This is a genomic window from Microbacterium sp. 67-17, from assembly GCF_001898325.1.
Classification (GTDB): domain Bacteria; phylum Actinomycetota; class Actinomycetes; order Actinomycetales; family Microbacteriaceae; genus Microbacterium; species Microbacterium schleiferi.
Genome location: NZ_MKTR01000034.1, coordinates 189,523 through 211,356, shown reverse-complemented (window position 1 = coordinate 211,356; position 21,834 = coordinate 189,523). Strand labels below are relative to the sequence as shown.

The window sequence follows — 21,834 nt, the reverse complement described above, 5'->3', positions numbered from 1 at the left end:
ATCGGCATTCGACCAAGCCGGCGGGTCCCCACCCCTCGAATGCCAGTAGACACGCGGCACCCTGACCCGCGAAGATCGGCTCAGATCAGCCGCCACCGCGGATGTCAGGGCTCAGTGGGGAGGTCACCGATGGTTCGGATCCGCCAGCACCCGCGCGTGCGGGAGGCTCATGCAGATGACATCGACGGCGTCGTCCGGCTGTGGCAATCCGTTGCAGGCTCCGGTGGCGCGGTCTACTCGCTGGCCGAGGTCATCGCCTCGTGCCGCGAGGATGTCGCCATCGTTGCCGTCGTCGGCGAGGAGGTCGTCGGCGCCGCCGTCGGTCGGGCGGCGCACGCCCAGGGGTGGCTCGTCTTCTTCGCCCTCGACGACGAGGTCGATCCGGCTGTCGCGGGCGAGCTGCTCGATGCACTCGAACGCCGGATGGCACCACTGGGGCTCGGAACCCTGTCGGCCCTCGTGTCCGAGGAGGGCGGCGGAGCCCAGCACCTGGTGCACAACGGCTTCCACGAGCAGCGCCACCTGCGCTACTTCGAGCGTCGACTCCCCGTGCAGCGGCGTGAGCTGGATCTGTTGAAGGAGGTCGGCGGCCGCGTCCTTCCCCGCGACCTGTGGAACGCCGTGGCGGGGATGCGTCAGGAGAAGAACCTGCTCGAGGAGCGCCTCGTCGCCCCGCTCGCACAACCCGAGCTGGCTGCCCGGTTCGGGGTCGTGGCACCGCGCGCTGTCATGCTGTTCGGCCCGCCCGGAACGGGGAAGACCACGTTTGCCCGCGCCGTCGCCTCCCGCCTCGACTGGCCGTTCGTCGAGCTGTTCCCGTCTCGGCTGGGCGATGCGCCCGGCGGGATGGCCAGCGCGCTACGCACCTCGTTCGAGAAGGTCGGTGAGCTCGAGCACGCCGTGGTGTTCATCGACGAGGTCGAGGAGATCGCCTCCCGCCGCGGGGGCACGCCACCCTCACCCACGCAGGGTGTGACGAACGAACTGCTCAAACTCATCGCCGAGTTCCGCGACCGTCCGGGTCGCCTCTTGGTGTGCGCGACCAACTTCGTACGCGCACTGGATGCCGCCTTCCTGCGCCACGGGCGGTTCGACTACGTTCTACCGATCGGATTGCCCGATGCCGAGGCCCGCGAAGCAATCTGGACGCGCTACATCCCGATCGACTCCCTCAGCGAACTCGATCTGCCGAAGCTCGTGCAGGCAAGCGACGGTCTGACCCCAGCAGATATCGAGTACGCCGCGCGACGTGCCTCGCAAGAGGCGCTCGGCCGAGCGATGCGCGAGGGAGACGCAGCGACGGGGCTCGAGACCGAGGACTACCTCGCGGCGCTGGCATCCACTCGCGCAACGGTTTCGCCCGAAGCGGCAGCGGAGTTCACCGAAGACATCGAGTCGCTCGCTCGCCTGTGACCGGTGCCCGGCACCGGCCTGTCATCGGCCCACGGCAGGGGACGGCGACCTGCGAGAATGCTCGGGTGACAGATCACGGCGCTCCCGTTTCGCTGCCCGGATGGCATCCCGTCTACTCCGGCAAGGTCCGTGACCTGTACCTTCCCGATGACGAGACCGACGCCCGGATGCTGGTGGTCGCGAGCGACCGCGTCAGCGCGTTCGACCACGTGCTCGAGCCCGGCATTCCCGGCAAGGGAACACTGCTGACCACGCTGAGTCTGTGGTGGTTTGCGCAGCTCGCGGGGGCCGACGGGGGCGTGCCGATTCCGAACCACCTCGCGGGCGACCAGGGCGAGGTTCCGGATGCCGTGAGCGGCCGGGCCATGCTCGTGCATCGCCTCGAGATGTTGCCGATCGAGTGTGTCGTGCGCGGCTACCTCACTGGTTCGGGCTGGGATGAATACACCGCGAGCGGCACGGTGTGCGGCATCCAGCTGCCTGCGGGGCTCAACAACGGAGACCGGCTTCCCGAGCCTCTGTTCACCCCCGCCTACAAGGCGCCGCTGGGCGAACACGACGAGAACATCACCTTCGATCAGACCGCCCAGCTCGTCGGCGCCGACCGCGCGGCTCAGCTACGCGACCTTTCCCTGGAGACCTACCGCCGCGCCGCCGAGACTGCCGCCTCGCGCGGACTGATCCTTGCCGACACGAAGTTCGAGTTCGGCATCCGTGACGGCGAGCTGACCCTCGCCGACGAGGTGCTCACGAGCGATTCGTCCCGCTACTGGGACGCCGAGGCCTGGCGCACCGGAACGACTCCGGCCGAGCGCATGGCAAGCTTCGACAAGCAGATCGTGCGCGACTGGCTCGCCGCAGCCTGGGACAAGACCGGCACGCCCCCCGAACTGCCCGCCGAGATCGTCGAGCGGACTGCCGAGAAGTACCGCGAACTCATCGACCGCTTGACGAAGTCCTGACCCCGACCCGGCGCCCGGACCCCCGTCTCAGGAGCTCTGGCGAACGATCAGTTCCGTCTCGAGAATCGTCGCGTGCGGCGGCGTTCCCCCCGCGAGCAGGTCGAGCAGCACGCTCACCATGTGTTCCCCCTGCTCGAACGACGGCTGGCGAATCGTCGTGAGCGGCGGATCCACGGTTTCGGCGATCGGCGAGTCATCGAAGCCGATGATCGCGACATCCGTCGGCACCTTCAGGCCCGCGCCGGCGAGCACCGAGATGGCACCCTGAGCCATGAGGTCGCTCGCGATGAACAGTGCACGCGGCGGGGGTCCGGCGTTCAGGATGCGGCGCATCGCGCCTGCGCCACCGTCGGTCGTGAACCCACCATCGGCGTGCGCCCCCTCCGGAAGGCCGGCTTCTGCGAGCGCCTGCCGATACCCGGCGAGCCGGTCCACACCGCCGGGCATCGTGAGGGGTCCGGTGATCGTTCCGATGTCGGTGTAGCCCTTCTCGATCAGGTATCGAGTGGCGTCGTAGCCGGCGCGGACGTTGTCGACATCCACGTAGTAGTCGGTGCCGCGCTCGCGCACCGGACGGCCACCGTAGACGACCGGGACGGCTGCGGCGATGCGATCGATGAACGTGTCGCTCGTGTGGTGCGAGGCGATCAGAGCGCCGTCGACGCTTCCCGACCGCAAGTAGCTCGTGGTCTTGTCGCCCGGGTCGTCACTGGCGATGAAGAGGTTCAGCACGTAGTCAGACGAGCGCAGCCCCGCGTTGATCCCCGAGACGATAGCGGCGAAGAACGGGTCACCGAAGAAGCGGGTCGTGTCTTCGGGCACGACCAGCGCCAGAGCGCGCGTCTGCCTGCTCGCAAGCGAACGCGCAGCGCGGTTGGGCACATAGTTCAACTCGGCGATCGCGCGGTTGACGGCATCCAGCGCCGCGGGGCTCACAGCAGTCGAGCCGTTCACAACGCGCGAGACCGTCGATCGCGACACACCGGCGGCAGCAGCTACCTCTTCGATCGTCACAGCACCGCGTAACGGGGTAGCCCGCACAAGCTCCTCGCCCACGACGGCCTCGCTCATCGTTCCACCGTCCACGTGGGTATCCTCCCTCGACGGGGCGCTTCGCCTAGGGCGATTCGGGTAGCGCCCGCGATGCGATGATCTCGCGGTATAGGGCACCGCTGTCTTTGACGACCCGCTCTTGCGTGTCGTACTCGACTCGTACGATACCGAACCGCTTCTCGTATCCCCACGCCCACTCGTAGTTGTCCATGAGCGACCAGTAAAAATACCCGCGAACATCCACGCCGGCATCCGCCGCGTCGAGGATCGCCGCGAGGTGGTCCTCGAGGAAGGCGGTACGGGCAGCATCGTGGACGCGTGCCCCACCGGCTTCGTCGACACGGATGTCGTCGAAGGCAGCACCGTTCTCGGTGACGTACAGCGTGACTCCGGCCGGCTCGGCGTAGTCGTCCCACACACGTCGCAGCAGGGTGGTCAGACCCGAGGGCTGGATCTCCCAGTTCATGGCGGTGCGCGGGAGGCCCCGGTCGTGCCAGAAGATGCCCTCGTGCGAGGGGAACGGCGACGCCGTCTCCCGCTCGGTGGGCGCTTCGCCGCCGCCGGGGCTGACCGCCGGCGGCGTGCCGCCGACGAGCTCACCGTGGTAGTAGTTCACCCCGAGGCTGTCGATCGGCGTCGAGATCACGGCGAGGTCGGCATCCGAGACAGCCCCCTCCCACTCGGCTACCGCGGCCCCGTCGACGGCACGGATGTCTTCGACGATGTCGGCCGGGTACGAACCGCGGAAGATCGGGTCGAGGAACCACCGGTTGAACTGGCCGTCGATGCGGCGGGCAGCGTCGAGGTCGGCTGGTGCGTCGGTGACGGGCTCGGCAACCGTGAGGTTCAGCGTGATCCCGAGGTTCAGCGACTCATCGCGCGCGCGCAACTCCCGCACGACCTGGCCGTGACCGAGCAGCAGGTGGTGCGAGGCGAGCATCCCTTCGGCGATGCTGAATCGACCGGGGGCGTGGATGCCAGCGGTGTAGCTGAGGAACGACGAGCACCACGGCTCGTTCAGCGTGGTCCAGACCTTCACGCGGTCACCGAGGGCATCGTGCACATCGAGCGCGTACTCGGTGAACAGGTCTGCGGTCTCGCGCGCGGCCCAGCCGCCACGCTCCTGCAACGCCTGCGGCAGGTCCCAGTGGTAGAGCGTGAGCCACGGCAGAATGTCAGCATCCAGCAGCTCGTCGACCAGGCGCTTGTAGAAGTCGAGCCCCGCGGGGTTGATCGCGCCGCCGTCGGGGCGGATCCGCGACCACGAGGTCGAGAAGCGGTACGTCTGCAGTCCGAGGTCGCGCATCAGCGCGACATCCTCGCGATACCGGTGATAGTGGTCGCACGCGACGTCGCCGTTGTCGGCGTTGATCACCGCTCCCGGGACGCGGCTGAAGGCATCCCAGATCGAATCGCGGCGCCCGTCTTCGTGGGCAGCGCCCTCGATCTGATAGGCCGCGGTCGCTGCGCCGAACAGGAAGTTCGTCGGGAACGGGCGTGCCGACACGGATGCCGTTGCCACGGTTTCGGTCGAGAAATTGGTGGTCATTTCAGCCTTTCACTGCTCCCGCCATGATGCCGCTCACGAGTTGCTTGCCCGCGAAAATGAAGAGAATCAGGAGCGGAATCGTAGCGAGTATCACCCCGGCGAGAACGATCGAGTAGTCGACGAAGTAGTTGGACTGCAGGAGCGACAGCGAGACGGGAAGCGTCGGGTTCTGCCGGTCGAGCACGATGAACGGCCAGAAGAAGTTGTTCCAGGCCGTCACGAAGGTGAACAGTCCGAGCATCGCGGCGGCGGGACGAGCCGCCGGGATGCCGATGGTCCAGAAGGTGCGGAACGAGCTGGCACCGTCGACGCGTGCAGCCTCGATCAGCTCATCGGGCACCGCCTGCTGCAGGTACTGCGTCATCCAGAACACCCCGAACGCCGTCACGAGCGCGGGAATGATGATCGCGCCGATCTGGCCGGTCCATCCGAGGTCGGAGAACAGGATGTACAGCGGCACGACGCCGAGCTGCGTGGGAACCGCCATGGTCGCGATCACGAAGACGAGCAGCCAGCGGCTCCCCGCGAAACGCAGTTTCGCGAAGGCCCATCCGGCAAGCGTCGAGAAGAAGACCACGGATGCCGCGATGACCACCGAGCTCCAGATACTGTTCCACAGGGCCAGCCAGAAGTTCACGGCGGGGTTGGAGACCACGGCAGCGGCGTTTGCGAAGAAGTTGCCACCGGGGATCCACGACATGTTGGGGTCGCGGATCGTGCTCGAGTCCCCCGAACCGATGAGGATCGACCAGTAGTAGGGGAAGAAGCACCCGAGCAGGAACACACCGAGGACGGCGTACGTGACCCATCCGGGGCGCTGGCCACGGATACCGCGGCGGCGCCGAGGCTTGCGTTCCTCCGGCGGGTATTCGTCACGCGGGGCTACCGGGATCGGCTCGACGGCGGTCATCGCACGTCCTCCTTGGATGTCGGTTCGGCGGCGGACGCGGCCGCCAGTCGTTCGCGCGCCGCGCGGCTCTGAGCACGCCTCTCGCGGCGGCTGAGTTCACCCCGGCCGCCTTCGGTGCGCACAACGCTCTGGGTCACGAGCAGGTTGATGACACCGATCACGAGGATGATGATGAACAGGATCCAGGCAAGGGCCGCGGCACGGCCGAAGTTCCACTCACCCCACCCGATGTTGTAGAGCCAGAGGGTGATGGTCAGCCACTGCGAGTCGGCCCCGCCGGTGCCGTACTGGTCGTACATGCGCGGCTCATCGAAGATCTGCAGGCCACCGATCGTCGAGGTGATGATGACGAAGATGAGGGTGGGTCGCAGGCTCGGGACCGTGATGGAGAAGAACTGCCGGATGCGTCCCGCACCGTCCACGGTCGCTGCTTCGTAGTAGTCGCGCGGGATCGCCTGCATCGCGGCGAGCAGGATGAGGGTGTTGTATCCGGTCCACCGGAAGTTGACCATCGTCGCGATCGCGATGTGGCTGGCGAAGGCATCCGAGTGCCACGGCACGGCCGGGATACCGATCGAGGCGAGGAAGTTGTTCACCAGGCCGTACTGGTCGGCGAACATGTTGCTGAAGATGAGGGCTACCGCTACCGGAGCCATGACATAGGGGACGAGGACGCCCATGCGCCAGAACGTCTTGGCGCGGATGTTCTGGTCGAGCATCGCCGCGATGAAGATCGCGATGATCAGCTGCGGCACGCTCGAGAGCAAGAAGATGCTGAAGGTGTTGCGCAGCGCAATCCAGAACTTGGGGTTCGACAGAACCCATGTGTACTGCTCGAAGCCGATGAACTCGCCGGAGTTTCGGACCAGGTCCCAGTCCATGAACGAGATCACTGCCGTGTAGGCGATCGGGAAGAGTCCGACCACGAAGAAGAGGATGAAGAACGGCGAGATGTAGAGGTAGGGCGAGAGCTTCAGGTCCCACCGGCTGAGCCGGTGCCCGAAGCCGATGCGCCGAGGCGTGCGGCCGGGGGTCTGCGCCGGGGCGTCGGATGCCGGGCGGGCGAGTGTGCTGGTCACGAGAGCTTCCTGAGATCGAGGGGGGATGTGCTGCGGACCCGGCGGGTGCCGGGTCCGCAGCCGGGTTATCAGCCGATCAGATCGACTTCAGACACCCACTGGTCCCACGACTGCTGCGCGGTCTGCGTGCCGTCTTCGACACGGGTCAGCGCCTTCTGCATCGCGTCGTTGATCTGGAAGTAGTACTGGCCCTTGAACGGTGCAACAGTCACCGCGTTGGCGCGATCCGTGAAGATCGAACCGACCGGGGCGTTGTTGAAGTACTCGTTCGTGGAGTCCAGCAGGATCGGGTCAGCCAGAGCATCCACCTGGCTCGGGAACGTTCCAGCGTCCTCGAAGGCGGTGATCTGCTGCTCCGGAGCGGTCAGCCAGTCGGCCAGCTGCTGGGCAGCGGCGACGTTCGCGCCGTTGGCAGGAACGGTCAGGTACGAGCCGCCCCAGTTGCCACCGCCGCCGGGGAACACGTTGGCGATGTCCCACGTGGTGACGTCGGGCGCGTTGCCCGAGATGACGCCGAGCATCCAGCCCGGGCAGAGCATCGTGGCGTAGTCACCGTTGGCAAGCCCGGCGAACCAGTCGTCGCCCCACTGCTGAAGGTGAGCGGACTGCGTCGAGCTGGCGTCGAGGACGGCGTTGTAGATGTCCTGGACCTCGGGGTTGGTGGTCGCGATGATCTCGCCGGTGGCCGGGTCTTCGTACGCAGCCTCGACCTGGTTGATCATGCCCTGGTAGGTGGCGCCGGCCGAGTCGAACCAGGCCTTGCCGGTGGCGTCGACGTACTGCTGACCGACCTTGAAGTAGGTGTCCCAGTCGCCCGTGAGCAGGTCGGCGACAGCGGCGGGGTCGGTGGGCATGCCAGCGGCCTCGAGCAGGTCAGTGCGGTAGCAGACCGCCTCGGGCCCGATGTCGGTGCCGTAGCCGATCAGGTTGCCGTCGGGGTCGGTGGCTGCTTCGACCTTCCAGTCCAGCCAGCGGCTGGTGAGGTCGCTGGGCACGGGGGCCAGCAGGTCCGCGTACTGCATGACCTCGGGCAGCCAGTCGACCTCGATGGCCTCGATGTCGGCAAGACCCGTCTTGCCCAGCTTCTGGAAGTAGTTTGCGCGAGCGTCGTTGGACGTCGCGGCGACGTTGTGCACGATCGTCACGTTCGGGTTCTCATCCATGTACTGCTGAAGCAGTGCATCGGTGTACCCGAAGTCGTTGAAGGTCGAGATGGTGAGGGTGATCGGCTCGTCGGGGTTGACGGTTTCCGATCCCCCGCCGCTGCCCGAGCAGCCGGCGAGGACGAGCGCGGAGGCGCCGAAGGCGGCGGCGACGATCGCGCTGCGACGGAAGGCACGTGATGACACAGTCACTCCTTTGTGTGATGGATGCCGAAGAGGCACCCTTTGGCTTGTGCCTGGGTACCGAGGGAGGGCGGAACCCTGGCCATCGTGGGAACGCTCCCACGACTGCGGAACACGGTACGGGAGCGCTCCCACAACGTCAAGGGAGCGCTCCCACGAATTCGGATAACGGTTTGATCACGGCCCCTCAGCGCGCCGTCCGGCCGCCTCGGTAGACTGGCACGACCCCCTCCCTCGACATCCGGAGCGCCCCATGCCGACCATCGTCGTCGACGTCATGCCCAAGGCCGAGCTGCTCGACCCGCAGGGAAAGGCCGTCGCCGGCGCCCTGAACCGGCTTGGAATCGATGGCTTCGCCGATGTCCGCATCGGCAAGCGCTTCGAGTTGACCGTCGAGGGCGAGGTCGATGACGCGCTTCTGGAGACCGCTCAGCGCATCGCCGATGAGATCCTCTCCAACTCCGTGATCGAGGATGTCGTGGGCATCGAGGTCATCGAGTGACCGTCCGCATCGGGGTCATCACCTTCCCCGGTTCGCTCGACGATCGAGACGCGCAGCGCGCCATCCGTGTCGCCGGCGCCGAGCCCGTCGCGCTGTGGCACGGCGACCACAACCTCGCCGGCGTCGACGCGCTCGTCCTTCCCGGCGGCTTCAGCTACGGCGACTACCTTCGTGCCGGGGCCATCGCCGCCCACGCGCCGATCATGCGCGAAGTCGCGGATGCCGCGGCGAAGGGGATGCCCATCCTCGGCATCTGCAACGGCTTCCAGATGCTCGTCGAGGCTCACCTGCTTCCCGGGGGCCTGATCCGCAACGCGCACCAGCAGTTCATCCGTCGCGACCAGCGGCTGCGCGTCGAGAACGCCGACACGGCATGGACGAGCGGCTTCGAGGCCGGGCAAGAGATCGTCATCCCACTCAAGAACGCCGATGGTGGCTACATCTGCTCGACAGAAACCCTCGAGCGCATCGAGGGCGAAGGCCTGGTCGCCTTCCGCTATCTCGGCGTCAACCCGAATGGCTCTCTCGACGACATCGCCGGTCTCACGAACGAGCGCGGCAATGTGGTGGGCCTGATGCCACATCCTGAGCACGCCGTCGAGCCCGGGTTCGGCCCCGACACCCGCGATGCGATGCGTTCGGGCACCGACGGCCTGAGCTTTTTCACCTCAGCGATCTCGGCAGTCGTCAGCGCCGCCGCCTGACCCGCCGTTTCGTCTCGTCGGTCCGCCGGCGCTTCAGTCGCGCCTTCCTGCGGGTCTCGCGGTATATGACCCACACAACGGCGCGACCGAACCACAGCCTGATCGTTCAGTCGCGCCCTCCCGCGGGTCGAGCACCGCAAGACCCACACATCGGCGCGACCGATTTGCGCCGAACTGCGCGCCCGAATCGTGCTAGACCGCGCGCCCGACTAGTTCGGTCGCGTCATCCTGCGGGTCCGGACCCGCGCAACTCACATCTCGGCGCGACTGAAGGAGGATGCTCAAGTCGCCGGCACCTCAGACGGTGCCGGCGGGCGGCCAGACGCCGATGATGAGCGCCATCACGAGGACAGTCACCAGCTCGTGCGCGATGTTGAGTACCGTCAGCGAAGTAGGACGCCCCTCGAACGCGTCATGGGTTATGAAGCGCGCGGCCGTGAAGCCTGCCCAGAGCACGGCGCCGGTTCCGACAGCGGTCAGCAGGAAGCTGCCGCCGAAGGCGTGCCACACCACGACGGTCGCAGCGGCGAGGACCCAAGCCGACACAAAGCTCACGACGACAGTCACGATGATCGCGATCGTCGCGCTGGATCCGGGGCGATTCATATCGACGTTCGCGAGCTTCGCCCACCGCGTCCCGAACACCTTGGGTGTGTACCAGATCGACCCGACCACCATCGTCGACAGGGTCGCGAGAATCACAGCCCAGTAGTTGATCGCCAGTTCCATCCCCGCTCCTTCGCCGCGCGAGCTAGGGGTGCCGCGCGCTGACGCGAGCGTATCGGCATCCGTACCGCCGCGGCAGGTAGCGTGAGGGGATGGATTCCGACGCGCGCACCCTGGTGATTTCCGTACCCGACGACAAGCTCGAGAAAGACCTCGCAGGCCTTCCCGGCATCGAGGTCGTGCGGTGGGACATGGGCGATTCGGCGCCGCGGGCGGCGTTCGACATCGTCGTTCCGCCGTACATTCGCAGCCCGCGGGTGCTCGCTCGTCTCGAGGGCGTCGATGTTCGGCTGGTGCAGAGCCAGTCCATCGGGTACGAGGCTGCCGCCCGCCACCTGCCGCCGGGGATCGTCTACGCGAACGCGGCGACGGTTCATGAGGACTCGACGGCCGAGCTCGCTCTCACGTTGACGCTCGCGGCGCAGCGCCAGATCCCGCGCCTCGTTGCGGCCCAGAGCGAGGGCCGCTGGGCGGGCGCGCGCGAGGGCGATGCGTTCCCCCCGAGCCTCGCCGACCGCCGGGTGCTCATCATCGGATTCGGTGGTGTGGGGACGGCGATTGCAGCGCGGTTGCGCGGCTTCGAGGCCCAGGTGGAAGCTGTCGCCACCCGGGCGCGGGTTGAGGACGGGATCGTGGTCCACGCACTCGACGAGCTGTCGGGTCTGCTCCCCCAGACAGAGATCGTCATCCTTGCTCTGCCGGGTGGGGAAGAGACGGCGAAGCTCGTCGACAACGCCTTCCTCGCGGCTCTCCCGGATGACGCCCTTCTGGTCAACGTCGGGCGCGGGAGCCTTGTCGACACCGAGGCCCTGCTTCGCCATCTGCACGCGGGCCGGATCCGTGCGGCACTGGACGTCGTCGACCCGGAGCCGGTGCCGGAGGGTCACCCGCTGTGGTCGGCGCCCGGACTGCTGCTCACTCCCCACGTCGGGGGCGCGTCCACCGCAATGCGACCCCGGATCGCGAAGCTGGTTCGCACACAGGCTGAACGGATGCAGCGCGGCGAGGAACCGATCAACGTCGTTCTCCGCACCTGAGGCCACGGCCACGTCGGGGCGCGCCCGCCGAACTTGGCCCGATTGCAGGAGCAAAGCTCCCTTTCGCCGACCCCAGACCCCCGACTCCCTGTCCTGGGTTCGGCACGCAAGCCCGGCTAGCGAGTGTCGATGTCGGAGCCATCCCAGAGGTCGGCGCACTCGACGGCAACCGCGGCGTGGGTCGCGAGGTACCGGTTCGCGCCCGAGTCGCCGTGAACGGATGCCGCCACCAGCTCCCAGTGATCCCGCCCGATCGCAACCGGATGCCCGGGCCGCTCGTCATAGATCGCGCGGGCAAGCCCCTCCCCTCCAGCACCAGCCTGAAGCACGCGCGCCACGACGGATGCCGGCATGCCAGGCACGTCGACGGGTGCGATGACGGCGGAGGCGGCATCCGTGTTCGCGGCACCCGCGAGTCCCGCGCGAACTGACGCCGACAGCCCGAGTTCCCAGTCGGCAGCAACCACCGCGCTCACCGCGCCGAGCGTCGAAACGATCGAGACCGCGCGCTCTGCTTCGGCACCGATGACGACGAGCACCTCACTGCATCCGCCCTCGCGGAGCGCGACGACGACCTGCTCAAGCCACAGCACCCCGTCCGCGGCGCGCGCGAAGACTTTCGGCTGTCCGTATCGACTCCCCGCCCCGGCAGCCAACACAATCCCGCACGCGGTCATGGGGGCGAGCGTATCGAGATCTGGCGGCGCCGAGAAACAGGCGCGAAACAGCGCGGTGTTAGCGTCACGGCAGAGCACGTCCTATCAACCATGGCTCCGGCGCCAGGGCGGGGACTGCGACGACCCGATCGTCTCAGAACCCCAGGAGGTATTCATGTCCGTCGTCGACAAGTCAGCTGCAGGACTCGACGCCCGCCAGTATCACATCGCCATCGCGCCCGGCGAGGTCTCGAGCGTGGCGCTGCTGCCCGGAGATCCGTTCCGTGTGCCGCTCGTTGCCGAGTTCCTCACCGACGTGAAGGAGGTCGCGCACAACCGCGAGCACCGGACGATGACCGGCTGGTACAAGGGACGTCACATCACCGCGACCTCCACCGGCATGGGATGCCCGTCCACCGCGATCGCCGTCGAAGAGCTGGCCCGCGTGGGAGTCACGTCCTTCATCCGTGTCGGGAGCTCGGCGGGCCTGCAGCCGGGCATCGCGCCGGGCGACCTGCTCGTGAGCGAAGGCAGTTTCCGCAACGACGGCACGACGGATGCCTACCTTCCCAAGGGTTTCCCCGCTGTGCCCGACCTGGAGCTCACCACCGCACTGGCCCGCCACGCGGAGCGCATCGCGGGGGCTGCGGGAACGAACTCGTTCCGTGGGATCAGTGTGAGTGATGATGCGTTCTACGCCGAGACGCCGGAGTGGATCGCGCAGCTGAACACGATGGGGATCCTCAACGTCGAGATGGAGGCGTCAGCCCTCTACATCGTTGCCCGGCTCCGCGGCCTGCGCGCCGGAATGGTGTGCGCCTGCTCGAGCAACCTGGTCGACGGCGCATCTCTCTATTCGGGCACCAAGGCCGACCTGCAGGCAGGCTGGATGCGCTCGATCGAAGCGGCTCTCGAGACCGCCGTCGAGCTCGAGCTCTGACGGCGGTCCCGGTCGGTCACGCGCTCGGGCGTTACGGGCGCAGCATGACCTTGCCGACGCGGCCGGGCTCGAAGTTCAGGCGCGCGGCGTCGGCGATCTGCTCCAGGTCGAAGATCTGCGACACGGGCAGATCGAGCTTTCCCTGAGCGACGAGGGTGATGATCTCGCGGATCAGCTCGACGCGGTGGGCGGAATCCATGGCGGCGCTGACTTTGCTGCCCCAGAATCCGCGGACCGTCAGCTGACGGAAGATCACATCGCCCGACGGGATCTCCATCGTCGGAGATGCCATCGCCCCGAACACCACGAGAGTGCCGTTCTCACCCAGGAGCGAGGTCACGTCTCCGGCGGCAGCACCGCCGACCGAGTCGACACCGGCGCGGATCGATGCGCCACCGGTGATCTCGGCGACGCGGTCGCGCCAGTTCTCGGCATCCGTCGCGACGACATCGTGGATGCCGACCGCGGCGAGCTCGTCGACGCCGGCGCCGCGGCGCACGAGGCCGAGCACGCGAACCCCACGTGAGGCGGCGAGCTGCGCGACCAGACGCCCGACGGCACCGTTCGCGGCGTTCTGCACGATCCAGTCGCCCTCGCTGACGTTGAGGTATTCGAGCAGGCTTGCGGCGCTCAGGGGCATGGAGATGATCTGTGCTGCGGCTTCGTCGGCAACGGCATCCGGCACCGGGATGAGCGCTGCTGCGGGCGCGATCACGTACTCGGACCAGACTCCGAACACGGATGCCGTGACGACGCGCTGCCCGACCTCGACGCCCGTGACGCCGTCGCCGAGCGCGTCGACGACACTGAGCGCCTCGGTGCCGGCGCGCGCGGGAAGCTCGGGCTTGTAGCCGTATTCGCCCCGCACGGTCCAGAGGTCGTGGTTGTGGATGGGGCTGAGAACGACCTTCAGCCGCACCTGACCGGGTCCGGGCTCGGGAAGCTCGACCTCCTCGACGGCGAGGACCTCTGCCGGGTCACCGAACTGGTGCTGCACGAGTGCGCGCATGATTCTCCTTTGTACGGATGGCTGGTGCGGCGCTCAGCGAGGATCACCCGGAACGAGCGCACCCGAAGCACAACGTCGGGCGAGTCGGCTTTTAGTCCCGCATTCAGCCGATCAGCAGGGCGATGACAAGGCTCACAACCGCGAGCAGCGGGAAGAGGCCCTGTGTCACAGCGGCACGGCGCTTGTCGGGCGAGGTGACGAACAGCACGAGGGCTGCGGCCAGCATCGAGCCGGTTCCCACGAGCATGAGGGTCACGCCGACGGCAACCGAGCCGATCGCGGCCAGTACGATGCCGAGGATCGCGGCGATCGCGAGAAACAGGTTGTAGAACCCCTGGTTGAACGCGAACGCCCGAGTGATCTCAACCTCGGCGTCATTGCGAACCCCGAACGTGGCCCGGCTGCGGGCTCCGCCCCAGGCGAGGGATTCGAGCCAGAAGATGTAGACGTGCAGCAGGGCGGCCAGTGCGGCGAAGACCATTCCCGTGATGAGCATCCGGGTTCCTCTCGACTGACTTAGCCTGGCACGTGCCGCGGCGAAACACTCGCGAAATCCTCGACTGATTCACTCGGAGTGTTCGCTGAGTCAACATCGGATGCCGGAGGGAGGGGCTCATGGACATCACCTCGGTCACCTCCTACCGCTTCGCGAGCACCCGAGACGATCTCGCTCTTGGGCCCGGAGAGAAGATTCTCGCTGGCGGCACGTGGCTGATGAGCGAACCACAGCCCGACGTGACCGGCTTCGTCGACATCACCCGCATGGGCTGGCCCGAGGTCGAGATCACGGATGCCGGGCTCCGCATCGCCGCGACCTGCACGATCGCGCGGTTCGTCGCGTGGTCGCGGGACGAGCTCGACACCCCGGTGCCTGACGGTTGGCACGCCGCGGGAGCGATCCCGGATGCCGCGCACGCACTACTCATGTCGTTCAAGGTATGGAACACGGCGACGGTTGGCGGCAACGTGTGCCAGTCGTTCACGGCGGCGGCGATGGTGTCGCTTCTCGCGGCGCTCGACGGGGAAGCGGTGATCTGGACGCCGGATGGCGGTGAACGTCGACAGCCGGTCGCGGAGTTCATCACCGGTCAGGCGAAGAACACGCTGCGGCCCGGCGAGGTGCTGCGCGCGCTCGACGTTCCCGCGGCTGCGATGCGCGCCCGCGTGAGCCTGCACAAGATGGCCCTCGCTGAACTCGGTCGATCGGGCATCGTCGTGAGTGGCCGTCGCGATGAAGACGGCTCGACCGTCATCGCGGTGACGGCATCCACCCTCGCCCCGCACGTCTTCCGGTACCCGGGCCTGCCCGATGACGCCCAGCTGCGGGCGGATGTCGCGACCCCGACCGACTTCTTCACCGATGCCCTCGGCGAGGCCGACTGGCGGCGCGCCGTCACCGCCGTGCTCGCCGAACGCGTGCTCGCTGACCTGGCGATGGAGGTGACCGCATGAGGCTCACGGTCGATGGCACCGACCTCGAGGGCGACCCCACTCCTGGTCAGTGCCTGCGTACATTCCTTCGCGAGCATGGACACACCGAGGTCAAGAAGGGCTGCGACGCCGGCGACTGCGGCGCGTGCGCGGTGATCGTCGACGGCGAGCCCGTCCACTCGTGCATCGTGCCGGCGCAGCGCATGGATGGTGCTGTCGTCACGACCGCGGGCGGCCTTGCCCCGGGCGACGAGCTGCATCCCGTTCAGGAGCAGCTCGTCGAACACTTCGGGTTCCAGTGCGGGTTCTGCACGCCGGGGATGGCAGTGACGGCATCCACCCTGACCGAAGCCGACCTGCCCGAACTCGACCGCCGCATGAAGGGGAGCCTGTGCCGCTGCACCGGCTACCGTCCGATTCGCGAAGCGATAACCGCGGCGGTCATGGGCCCGGTGCGCGAGACCGGTTCGGCGTCGCGGCCCGTCGTCTCGGGCGGCATCGGAGCATCCGTCATTCCCGAGCCCGCGCGCCGTATCGTGCAGGGCCGCGAGCCGTACACGCTCGACGAGCCGGTCACCGGCTCGCTCGTGCTGCGCGTGGTCGGTTCGCCGCACGCGCACGCCCGCATCGTCTCGATCGACACGGATGCCGCCCGCGCCGTTCCCGGCGTGGTCGCCGTCCTCACGCATGAAGATGCCCCGGCCACCCGCTTCTCCACGGCCCGGCACGAACACCGCACCGACGACCCCGATGACACGCGCGTGCTCGATGACACCGTCCGCTTCATCGGGCAGCGGGTCGCGGCGGTCGTCGCCGAGACCGCGGCCGCGGCTGACGCGGCAGCCCGCCTCGTGCAGGTGGAGTACGACATCCTTCCCGCCGTCTTCGACCCCGAACAGGCACGCACCCCCGGCGCGCCCGTGCTGCATCCGGGCCGCACCCCTGAAGACCGGGTCGCCGACGCATCCCGCAACGTCGTCGCCGCTTTGCACGAGGGTCACGGGGGCGACATCGATGCGGCGCTGGCCGCGAGCCCCGTGACCGTGACGGGCACGTGGCAGACCTCGCGCGTCACGCACGCACAGCTGGAGACCCACGGCGCTGTCGGCTGGCTCGACGACGACGGCAGGCTCGTCATCCGTTCGAGCACGCAGGTGCCCTTCCTCGCCCGCGACGAGCTCGCGCACGTGTTCGACCTGCCGCGCGAGAACGTCCGCGTCTTCGCGGCGCGCGTGGGCGGCGGGTTCGGTGGCAAGCAGGAGATCTTCACCGAAGACCTCGTCGCCCTCGCCGTACTGCGCACCGGCCGGCCCGTCACGTACGAGTTCAATCGCACCGAACAGTTCACGCGCGCGTCACTGCGGCACCCGATGCGCGTCTCGGTGACGCTCGGGGCGGATGCCGACGGCACCCTCACCGCGATGAAGCTCGACGTGCTCAGCGACACCGGTGCGTACGGCAACCACGCGATCGGCGTGATGTTCCACGGGGTTGCCGAGTCGACGACCGTGTACCGCACGCCCGTGCGCCACATCGACGCCGAGGCCGTCTATACGAACAACGTGCCCTCGGGAGCGTTCCGCGGGTATGGGCTCGGGCAGGTCATGCTCGGCGTGGAATCCGCCATGGACATGCTCGCCCAGAAGCTCGATCTCGACCCGTTCGAGCTGCGGCGGCGCAACATCGTGCGCGCCGACGACCCGCTGCATCCGGACGAGGATCCGTACGAACGCGACCTCATCATCGGCAGCTACGGCCTCGACCAGTGCCTCGATCTCGCGCAGGATGCGCTGCGCCGCGGCAACGGGGTGGCGGCGCCGCAGGGCTGGGCGGTCGGCGAGGGCATGGCTGTCGCGATGATTGCGACGATCGCCCCCAACGGGCATGTCTCTCGCTCGAAGGTCGCGCTGCGCCCTGACGGCACGTTCGTCGTGCGCGCTGGAACCGCCGAGTTCGGAAACGGCACCACCACCGTGTTGCGGCAGATCGCGGCATCCGTGCTCGAGGCGCCGTTCGAGCGGCTGCACCTGTGGACTGCCGACACCGACGCCGTCGAGCACGACACCGGCGCGTTCGCCTCGACCGGGATCACCGTCGCGGGCAAGGCGCTTGCCGCCGCATGCCAGTCGCTGCGGACACGGATGCTGCAGCTCGCGGCGGCTCAGACCGGCACCGATCCGGATGCCGGCCTGTTGACGGATGCCGGCGTCGCAACTCCCGCAGGAGTGGTGTCGTTTGCTTCGCTGGTCGCTGCGGCTGACCCGGCCGAGCGGGACGAGAACGGCCTGTTCGCGACCGGCGACGAGGAGGGGCGCCTGCGGTCGGTGTCGTTCAACGTGCACGCGGTGCGCGTTGCCGTCGAGCCGGCGACGGGCGTCGTGCGGATTCTGCAGTCGGTGCAGTCAGCGGATGCCGGAACCGTGATGAACCCGGCCCAGCTGCGCGGTCAGATCGAGGGTGGCGTCGCGCAGGCCGTGGGCAGCTCCCTGTACGAAGAGGTGCTCGTCGAAGACGGCGCGGTGCTGAACCCGGTGTTCCGGGTGTATCGCGTGCCGCAGTTCGCCGACGTTCCCGAGACCGAGGTGTATCTGGCCGATACCTCCGACACCGTCGGTCCGTTCGGGGCGAAGTCGATGAGCGAGTCGCCCTACAACCCCGTCGCCCCCGCGATCGGCAATGCGATAGCCCGTGCCCTGGGTCGTCGCCCGTTCCACCAGCCCTTCACCCGCCAGCGCGTCTGGCGCTTGGCGCAGCATCCTGAACCCGCCCCCACCCGACCCGCGGAGTAACCCATGACGATTGCGACATCTTTCACCATGACCCTGCCCACGTGGCTGGTCGACGAGGCCGACGCGCTGCCGGCCGTGCTGCCGACGCTCGAGGAGCGGATGGCCCTGGTCAACCGCCTCGCCGACCGCAACTGGCGCGAAGGCAACGGCGGTCCGTTCGCGGCGATCGTCGTCAACGACGACACCGGCGAGCTCGTCTCGGCGGGGGTCAACGTCGTGCTCTCGACCGGCAAGTCGTCGGGGCACGCCGAAGTCATGGCGCTGGGGCTTGCCCAGCAGGGCCTGGGCCGCTGGGACCTCGGCGAGGGCGGCGCGAACCTCTCGCTCGTGGTCAACTGGCGCCCGTGCGTGCAGTGCTACGGAGCGACGATGTGGAGCGGGGTGCGGTCCCTCGTCGTCGCAGGCTCCGGTCCCGAGCTCGAGGAGCTGTCGGGCTTCGATGAGGGCCCGATGGTCGCCGACTGGGCCGAGCAGTTCGAGGCGCGCGGCATCCGGGTGACGCAGGATGTCGGGCGCGACGAGGCCCTCGAGGTCTACCGCGCCTACGGCGCCAGCGACTCCCTGGTCTACAACGCCCGCGGCGAGTAGCCCCGGGCCCGTTCCGTCGCGCCGGGCTGTGGCCCCGCAACGTTCAGTCGCGCCGTTCAGTCGCGCCGGGCTGTAGCCCAGATCGTTCAGTCGCGCCGAAACGCGGGTGCGCAGCATCCTGACCCGCAACACGACGCGACCGAACCGGGCACGGCAACCTCTCACCTCCGGCCCAGAATCTTCAGTCGCGCCGAAGTGTGGGTGCGCAGCATCCGCACCCGCAACACGACGCGACTGAACCGGGGTTCGCCGGGCAGGGACCGGTCGGACCGGGGTGGGCTAGACCTCGGCCGCAGCGAGTACGGCCTCGACGGCGGCGGCGGGTGAGCCATGGAAGGCGGGTCCGTGGCCGGGAAGCACCCAGTCCGCATCCAGCTCGGCGATGTGGCTGAGCGAGACGAGCGCCTCGGCGGGGTCGTCCGTGAAGGGGGCGGGTCCCGGTCCGGTGCGGCCGGTCAGCACGTGCCGGGTGGTGAGCGCGTCGCCGACGAAGACGGCACGCACCTCGGGCGAGAAGAGTGCGACGCTGCCCGGCGAGTGGCCCGGCATCCCGATCACGCGCGGAGAACCGGGAAGGTCAAGGATGTCGCCCTCGGCGACTTCCCGCACCTCGGTGAGCCAGCGCGGCCGCATGCCCTTGCGCATGCCGTAGGCAGCGAACTGCAGCAGGGGGCCGATCCGGGTCCGGCCCATGGGGGTCTTGGGCTTGTCGCCGCCGCGGGCGCGGTCGGCGTCGGCGGCGTGGACGAACACCGGGATGCCGCGCTCGGCGCGAAGGCGCTCGGCGAACCCGACGTGGTCGCTGTCGCCGTGGGTGAGCACGATGCCGCGGATGTCGTCGAGCGAGCGACCGAGGCCCTCGAGCTCGCGGGTGAGGTCGGCGTACATTCCGGGGAGGCCGGCGTCGATGAGGGTGATGCCGTCGGGGGTGACGATCAGGTAGGCGGCAACGATGTCGTTGCCGATGCGGTGCAGGGACGGCGCGAGTTTCATGGCTGACCTTTCAGGACTGATGGCTACGAACAATAGCCATGATAGCTTATGTTCGTAGCCTTGGAGGTTCGATGCCCACACCGGAGAGAACATCGCTCGACGAGATTGTCGGCGCTGCCGCGCGCCTGCTCGAAACGGGCGGGGTCGCGGCGGTCACGATGCAGGCCGTGGCGGCGGATGTCGGGGTGAAAGCTCCCTCGCTGTACAAGCGCGTGCGCGATCGCGAGGCCCTGCTGACACTGGTCGGGAATGCGGCGGCCGATGATCTCACGCAGCGGCTGGATGCGGCATCCGGGCGGATCGAAGATCTGCTGCTGGTCTTTCGCGGCTTTGCGCACGAGCGTCCCGAGGCGTTCCGGCTGTTGTTTACGACGCTGGTGGATGCCGACAAACTCGCCGCCACCAGCGCGCCGGCCCTGCGCGCGACCACCGCGGCCGTCGGCCCGGAGCACGCGCTTGACGCCGCGCGGCTGCTGACGGCGTGGGCCACCGGGTTCGTCACGATGGAGCTCGCCGGGGCCTTCCGCCTCGGCGGTGATCTCGACGACGCCTACGACTACGGCATCGCCCACCTGGTGGGCTCCCTCGTGCCCGCGACCGACCCCGCGGAGTAGCGGGTCAGTCGCCCTGTTCGCGCAGGCGATCGCCCGCGTGGATGCCGACAGCAACCCACTCGGCAAGCTCGGCGTCGTCGGCGAGCACCGCCGATGGAAGCCGCAGCCACGCGTCTCCCATCACCCGGCCGGTGCTCATCACCGCGGGGATCGCGCCGCGGCTCAGCCGGTCGCCACGCAGGGCGGGGTCGGTGCGGACGAGGGCGCTGCCGCCGTGCTCGGCGACGATCGCGAGCGCGTCGTTGACCATGAACCCGACGCCGCCGAACATGCGCATCTCCCGCACGTCGGTCTCAGAGATGGTGGCCCGAATGCGCGCCGCGAGCGCTTCCCGCTCTTCGGATGCCGACATCGGCCCACCCCCGTTCGGTCCGGGCTCCTCTCGCCCTGACGAGAGGCTACTCGCGCGCGGCCTATCCTGGAGCGGTGTCCAGTCCCGCTCGTGCCTCTGCCGAGGGGCCGAGTGCGGCATCCGACGAAGCACAGATCGGCGTCGGAATCGGCAAGCAGGTGCGGCAGGCGCGCACCGAGAAGAAGCTGTCGATGCGGGCGCTCGCCTCGGCCGCCGAGATCAGCCAGCCGTTTCTGAGCCAGATCGAGTCGGGCCAGACGATGCCGTCGCTGCTGACCCTGTACCGCATCGCGAACGCGCTCGACATCTCGCCCTCGGCGCTCCTGCCCGCAGACCCCGACCCTGAGGTTGTGCACGTCTCGCGGGCGGCGGATGCCACGTGGGTGCCGGTCTCGGAGGCATACGACACCGCCCATACCCGCGTCATCCACGCCGGTGAGACGTCGCTGCAGGAGTACGTCATCCGCCCCGGCGAGCAGGTCGGAGACTGGTTCGAGACGGATGGCGAAGTCATCCACTACGTCATCGAAGGCGCCATCGCCCTCGAGATCGAAGGCCTCGGGATCTGGGAACTCGGCGCCGGGGATGCCGTCGCCCACCCCGGGGCGCTGCGGAACCGCTGGCACCTTCGCGGAGACGGCTCCGCCCGCGTCGCGTTCGTGTACACCGGCGGCTGAGCCGTATTCGACCCCGGGCGCGAGGGAGACGACGGGAAGAGCTGGATGACGACCGGTGAGCGGAGACTATGGTGGATGTGGTGGACGTGATGAGAGCTGTTGCTGTCATGGCGGACTGGCGCCTCGTGAGGACTTTCCGGTGCGAAGCAGTGGTTGTCGCTGATGGGCAGGAGCGACATTATGAGCTCCATGCAGAGCCGAATCACTCGTCCTATGTGTGTAAGGACTTGAGCACGGGCCGGATCTCAGCCTATGTGGACTCGACGCACGAGCGCATCGACTCTGATACGCCTGTTCCCTACCGGTCAAGTGATTTGCTTTGGCACCCCCTTCCCACCCGGTTGGCGTTTCCGTTCACGCTTCCGATCTGGGGCCGAAAGCATGACGGGTATCGCATGATGGACGCGGACGAGAGCGCAGAAGCACTCATTGTTCGACTTGCGGGGCAGAGACACAGCAGCTCGGGAACGCTTACCGTCGATCTGACTCGGGGCCTCGCCACAC

22 protein-coding genes are annotated in these 21,834 nt (G+C 68.1%); 11 read left to right on the top strand and 11 right to left on the bottom strand.

The annotated features are described in order from the left end of the window. Positions 1-129: 129 nt before the first annotated feature. Both BGO47_RS14160 and BGO47_RS14155 read left to right on the top strand, forming a co-directional pair. Positions 130-1,413, top strand: a complete 1,284-nt coding sequence (locus BGO47_RS14160; RefSeq protein ID WP_292712908.1) for an ATP-binding protein — start codon at positions 130-132, stop codon at positions 1,411-1,413. 65 nt (positions 1,414-1,478) lie between these two features. After that, complete coding sequence (locus BGO47_RS14155; protein WP_292712906.1) at positions 1,479-2,375, top strand: phosphoribosylaminoimidazolesuccinocarboxamide synthase; 897 nt, start codon at positions 1,479-1,481, stop codon at positions 2,373-2,375. A 27-nt stretch (positions 2,376-2,402) separates the two neighbouring features. Here BGO47_RS14155 and BGO47_RS14150 read toward each other — a convergent pair whose 3' ends face one another. The 5 genes from BGO47_RS14150 to BGO47_RS14130 all read right to left on the bottom strand — a co-directional run bounded on the left by BGO47_RS14150 (position 2,403) and on the right by BGO47_RS14130 (position 8,315). Further along, complete coding sequence (locus tag BGO47_RS14150) at positions 2,403-3,446, bottom strand: LacI family DNA-binding transcriptional regulator (protein WP_292712904.1); 1,044 nt, start codon at positions 3,444-3,446, stop codon at positions 2,403-2,405. Between the two features lie 46 nt (positions 3,447-3,492). Then, positions 3,493-4,977: a GH1 family beta-glucosidase gene (locus tag BGO47_RS14145; RefSeq protein WP_292712902.1), complete on the bottom strand. Its 1,485-nt coding sequence runs from the start codon at positions 4,975-4,977 to the stop codon at positions 3,493-3,495. 1 nt (position 4,978) lies between these two features. Beyond that, positions 4,979-5,887, bottom strand: coding sequence for a carbohydrate ABC transporter permease (locus BGO47_RS14140; protein ID WP_292712900.1), 909 nt, complete (start codon positions 5,885-5,887; stop codon positions 4,979-4,981). After that, on the bottom strand, positions 5,884-6,966 hold the full coding sequence (locus tag BGO47_RS14135) for a sugar ABC transporter permease (protein ID WP_292712898.1): 1,083 nt from the start codon (positions 6,964-6,966) through the stop codon (positions 5,884-5,886). Before BGO47_RS14135 ends, BGO47_RS14140 begins: the two co-directional genes overlap by 4 nt. 68 nt (positions 6,967-7,034) lie before the next feature. Further along, the gene (locus BGO47_RS14130; RefSeq protein WP_292712896.1) at positions 7,035-8,315 is read right to left on the bottom strand and encodes an ABC transporter substrate-binding protein; all 1,281 of its coding nucleotides are present in this window, start codon (positions 8,313-8,315) and stop codon (positions 7,035-7,037) included. Between the two features lie 250 nt (positions 8,316-8,565). On the opposite strand from BGO47_RS14130, the gene purS reads away from it, so the two are divergent. Further along, the gene (gene purS / locus BGO47_RS14125; RefSeq protein ID WP_292712894.1) at positions 8,566-8,814 is read left to right on the top strand and encodes a phosphoribosylformylglycinamidine synthase subunit PurS; all 249 of its coding nucleotides are present in this window, start codon (positions 8,566-8,568) and stop codon (positions 8,812-8,814) included. Further along, entirely contained in the window at positions 8,811-9,518 is a 708-nt protein-coding gene (gene purQ, locus BGO47_RS14120) for a phosphoribosylformylglycinamidine synthase subunit PurQ (RefSeq protein WP_292712891.1), read from the top strand. The genes purS and purQ overlap by 4 nt, the downstream gene beginning before the upstream one ends. 297 nt (positions 9,519-9,815) lie before the next feature. On the opposite strand, the gene BGO47_RS14115 is transcribed toward purQ, so the two are convergent. Continuing rightward, a complete protein-coding gene (locus tag BGO47_RS14115) occupies positions 9,816-10,247 on the bottom strand; it encodes a DUF1761 domain-containing protein (protein WP_292712889.1) in 432 nt (143 codons plus the stop codon). 89 nt (positions 10,248-10,336) lie between these two features. Between BGO47_RS14115 and BGO47_RS14110 the strand changes: the two genes are divergently transcribed. Beyond that, entirely contained in the window at positions 10,337-11,281 is a 945-nt protein-coding gene (locus BGO47_RS14110) for a 2-hydroxyacid dehydrogenase (protein ID WP_292712887.1), read from the top strand. A gap of 116 nt (positions 11,282-11,397) precedes the next feature. On the opposite strand, the gene BGO47_RS14105 is transcribed toward BGO47_RS14110, so the two are convergent. After that, on the bottom strand, positions 11,398-11,958 hold the full coding sequence (locus BGO47_RS14105; protein ID WP_292712885.1) for a nucleotidyltransferase family protein: 561 nt from the start codon (positions 11,956-11,958) through the stop codon (positions 11,398-11,400). Positions 11,959-12,112: 154 nt separating this feature from the next. On the opposite strand from BGO47_RS14105, the gene BGO47_RS14100 reads away from it, so the two are divergent. Next, the gene (locus tag BGO47_RS14100) at positions 12,113-12,877 is read left to right on the top strand and encodes a nucleoside phosphorylase (RefSeq protein ID WP_195692735.1); all 765 of its coding nucleotides are present in this window, start codon (positions 12,113-12,115) and stop codon (positions 12,875-12,877) included. A 31-nt stretch (positions 12,878-12,908) separates the two neighbouring features. On the opposite strand, the gene BGO47_RS14095 is transcribed toward BGO47_RS14100, so the two are convergent. Together BGO47_RS14095 and BGO47_RS14090 are read right to left on the bottom strand one after the other, a co-directional pair. Next, complete coding sequence (locus BGO47_RS14095) at positions 12,909-13,886, bottom strand: zinc-binding dehydrogenase (RefSeq protein WP_292712882.1); 978 nt, start codon at positions 13,884-13,886, stop codon at positions 12,909-12,911. 103 nt (positions 13,887-13,989) lie between these two features. Further along, a complete protein-coding gene (locus tag BGO47_RS14090; RefSeq protein WP_292712881.1) occupies positions 13,990-14,382 on the bottom strand; it encodes a DUF1304 domain-containing protein in 393 nt (130 codons plus the stop codon). A 119-nt stretch (positions 14,383-14,501) separates the two neighbouring features. On the opposite strand from BGO47_RS14090, the gene BGO47_RS14085 reads away from it, so the two are divergent. Genes BGO47_RS14085 through BGO47_RS14075 form a run of 3 tightly spaced genes read left to right on the top strand, consistent with a single transcriptional unit; the run spans position 14,502 to position 18,694 of the window. After that, positions 14,502-15,338: an FAD binding domain-containing protein gene (locus BGO47_RS14085; protein ID WP_292712879.1), complete on the top strand. Its 837-nt coding sequence runs from the start codon at positions 14,502-14,504 to the stop codon at positions 15,336-15,338. Further along, a complete protein-coding gene (locus BGO47_RS14080; RefSeq protein WP_292712877.1) occupies positions 15,335-18,106 on the top strand; it encodes a molybdopterin cofactor-binding domain-containing protein in 2,772 nt (923 codons plus the stop codon). The genes BGO47_RS14085 and BGO47_RS14080 overlap by 4 nt, the downstream gene beginning before the upstream one ends. Positions 18,107-18,109: 3 nt before the next feature. After that, entirely contained in the window at positions 18,110-18,694 is a 585-nt protein-coding gene (locus BGO47_RS14075; protein ID WP_292712875.1) for a nucleoside deaminase, read from the top strand. Positions 18,695-18,973: 279 nt separating this feature from the next. Here BGO47_RS14075 and BGO47_RS14070 read toward each other — a convergent pair whose 3' ends face one another. Continuing rightward, complete coding sequence (locus BGO47_RS14070) at positions 18,974-19,687, bottom strand: MBL fold metallo-hydrolase (protein ID WP_292712873.1); 714 nt, start codon at positions 19,685-19,687, stop codon at positions 18,974-18,976. 71 nt (positions 19,688-19,758) lie between these two features. On the opposite strand from BGO47_RS14070, the gene BGO47_RS14065 reads away from it, so the two are divergent. Next, on the top strand, positions 19,759-20,301 hold the full coding sequence (locus tag BGO47_RS14065) for a TetR/AcrR family transcriptional regulator (protein WP_292712871.1): 543 nt from the start codon (positions 19,759-19,761) through the stop codon (positions 20,299-20,301). Between the two features lie 4 nt (positions 20,302-20,305). On the opposite strand, the gene BGO47_RS14060 is transcribed toward BGO47_RS14065, so the two are convergent. Beyond that, positions 20,306-20,653, bottom strand: a complete 348-nt coding sequence (locus BGO47_RS14060; protein WP_292712869.1) for a TfoX/Sxy family protein — start codon at positions 20,651-20,653, stop codon at positions 20,306-20,308. A 74-nt stretch (positions 20,654-20,727) separates the two neighbouring features. Here BGO47_RS14060 and BGO47_RS14055 point away from each other — a divergent pair, with 74 nt between their 5' ends. Then, on the top strand, positions 20,728-21,330 hold the full coding sequence (locus tag BGO47_RS14055; protein WP_292712867.1) for a helix-turn-helix domain-containing protein: 603 nt from the start codon (positions 20,728-20,730) through the stop codon (positions 21,328-21,330). The last annotated feature ends 504 nt before the right edge of the window (positions 21,331-21,834 follow it).

What these genes read in the sequence shown, in the direction of transcription:
- BGO47_RS14150 (WP_292712904.1), bottom strand. Translation starts at nt 3,446, where the DNA reads ATGAGCGAGGCCGTCGTGGGCGAGGAGCTTGTGCGGGCTACCCCGTTA.
- BGO47_RS14160 (WP_292712908.1), top strand. Translation starts at nt 130, where the DNA reads ATGGTTCGGATCCGCCAGCACCCGCGCGTGCGGGAGGCTCATGCAGAT.
- BGO47_RS14060 (WP_292712869.1), bottom strand. Translation starts at nt 20,653, where the DNA reads ATGTCGGCATCCGAAGAGCGGGAAGCGCTCGCGGCGCGCATTCGGGCC.
- BGO47_RS14095 (WP_292712882.1), bottom strand. Translation starts at nt 13,886, where the DNA reads ATGCGCGCACTCGTGCAGCACCAGTTCGGTGACCCGGCAGAGGTCCTC.
- BGO47_RS14145 (WP_292712902.1), bottom strand. Translation starts at nt 4,977, where the DNA reads ATGACCACCAATTTCTCGACCGAAACCGTGGCAACGGCATCCGTGTCG.
- BGO47_RS14065 (WP_292712871.1), top strand. Translation starts at nt 19,759, where the DNA reads ATGCCCACACCGGAGAGAACATCGCTCGACGAGATTGTCGGCGCTGCC.
- BGO47_RS14080 (WP_292712877.1), top strand. Translation starts at nt 15,335, where the DNA reads ATGAGGCTCACGGTCGATGGCACCGACCTCGAGGGCGACCCCACTCCT.
- BGO47_RS14110 (WP_292712887.1), top strand. Translation starts at nt 10,337, where the DNA reads ATGGATTCCGACGCGCGCACCCTGGTGATTTCCGTACCCGACGACAAG.
- BGO47_RS14115 (WP_292712889.1), bottom strand. Translation starts at nt 10,247, where the DNA reads ATGGAACTGGCGATCAACTACTGGGCTGTGATTCTCGCGACCCTGTCG.
- BGO47_RS14105 (WP_292712885.1), bottom strand. Translation starts at nt 11,958, where the DNA reads ATGACCGCGTGCGGGATTGTGTTGGCTGCCGGGGCGGGGAGTCGATAC.
- purS (WP_292712894.1), top strand. Translation starts at nt 8,566, where the DNA reads ATGCCGACCATCGTCGTCGACGTCATGCCCAAGGCCGAGCTGCTCGAC.
- BGO47_RS14075 (WP_292712875.1), top strand. Translation starts at nt 18,110, where the DNA reads ATGACGATTGCGACATCTTTCACCATGACCCTGCCCACGTGGCTGGTC.
- BGO47_RS14140 (WP_292712900.1), bottom strand. Translation starts at nt 5,887, where the DNA reads ATGACCGCCGTCGAGCCGATCCCGGTAGCCCCGCGTGACGAATACCCG.
- BGO47_RS14085 (WP_292712879.1), top strand. Translation starts at nt 14,502, where the DNA reads ATGGACATCACCTCGGTCACCTCCTACCGCTTCGCGAGCACCCGAGAC.
- BGO47_RS14070 (WP_292712873.1), bottom strand. Translation starts at nt 19,687, where the DNA reads ATGAAACTCGCGCCGTCCCTGCACCGCATCGGCAACGACATCGTTGCC.
- BGO47_RS14100 (WP_195692735.1), top strand. Translation starts at nt 12,113, where the DNA reads ATGTCCGTCGTCGACAAGTCAGCTGCAGGACTCGACGCCCGCCAGTAT.
- BGO47_RS14090 (WP_292712881.1), bottom strand. Translation starts at nt 14,382, where the DNA reads ATGCTCATCACGGGAATGGTCTTCGCCGCACTGGCCGCCCTGCTGCAC.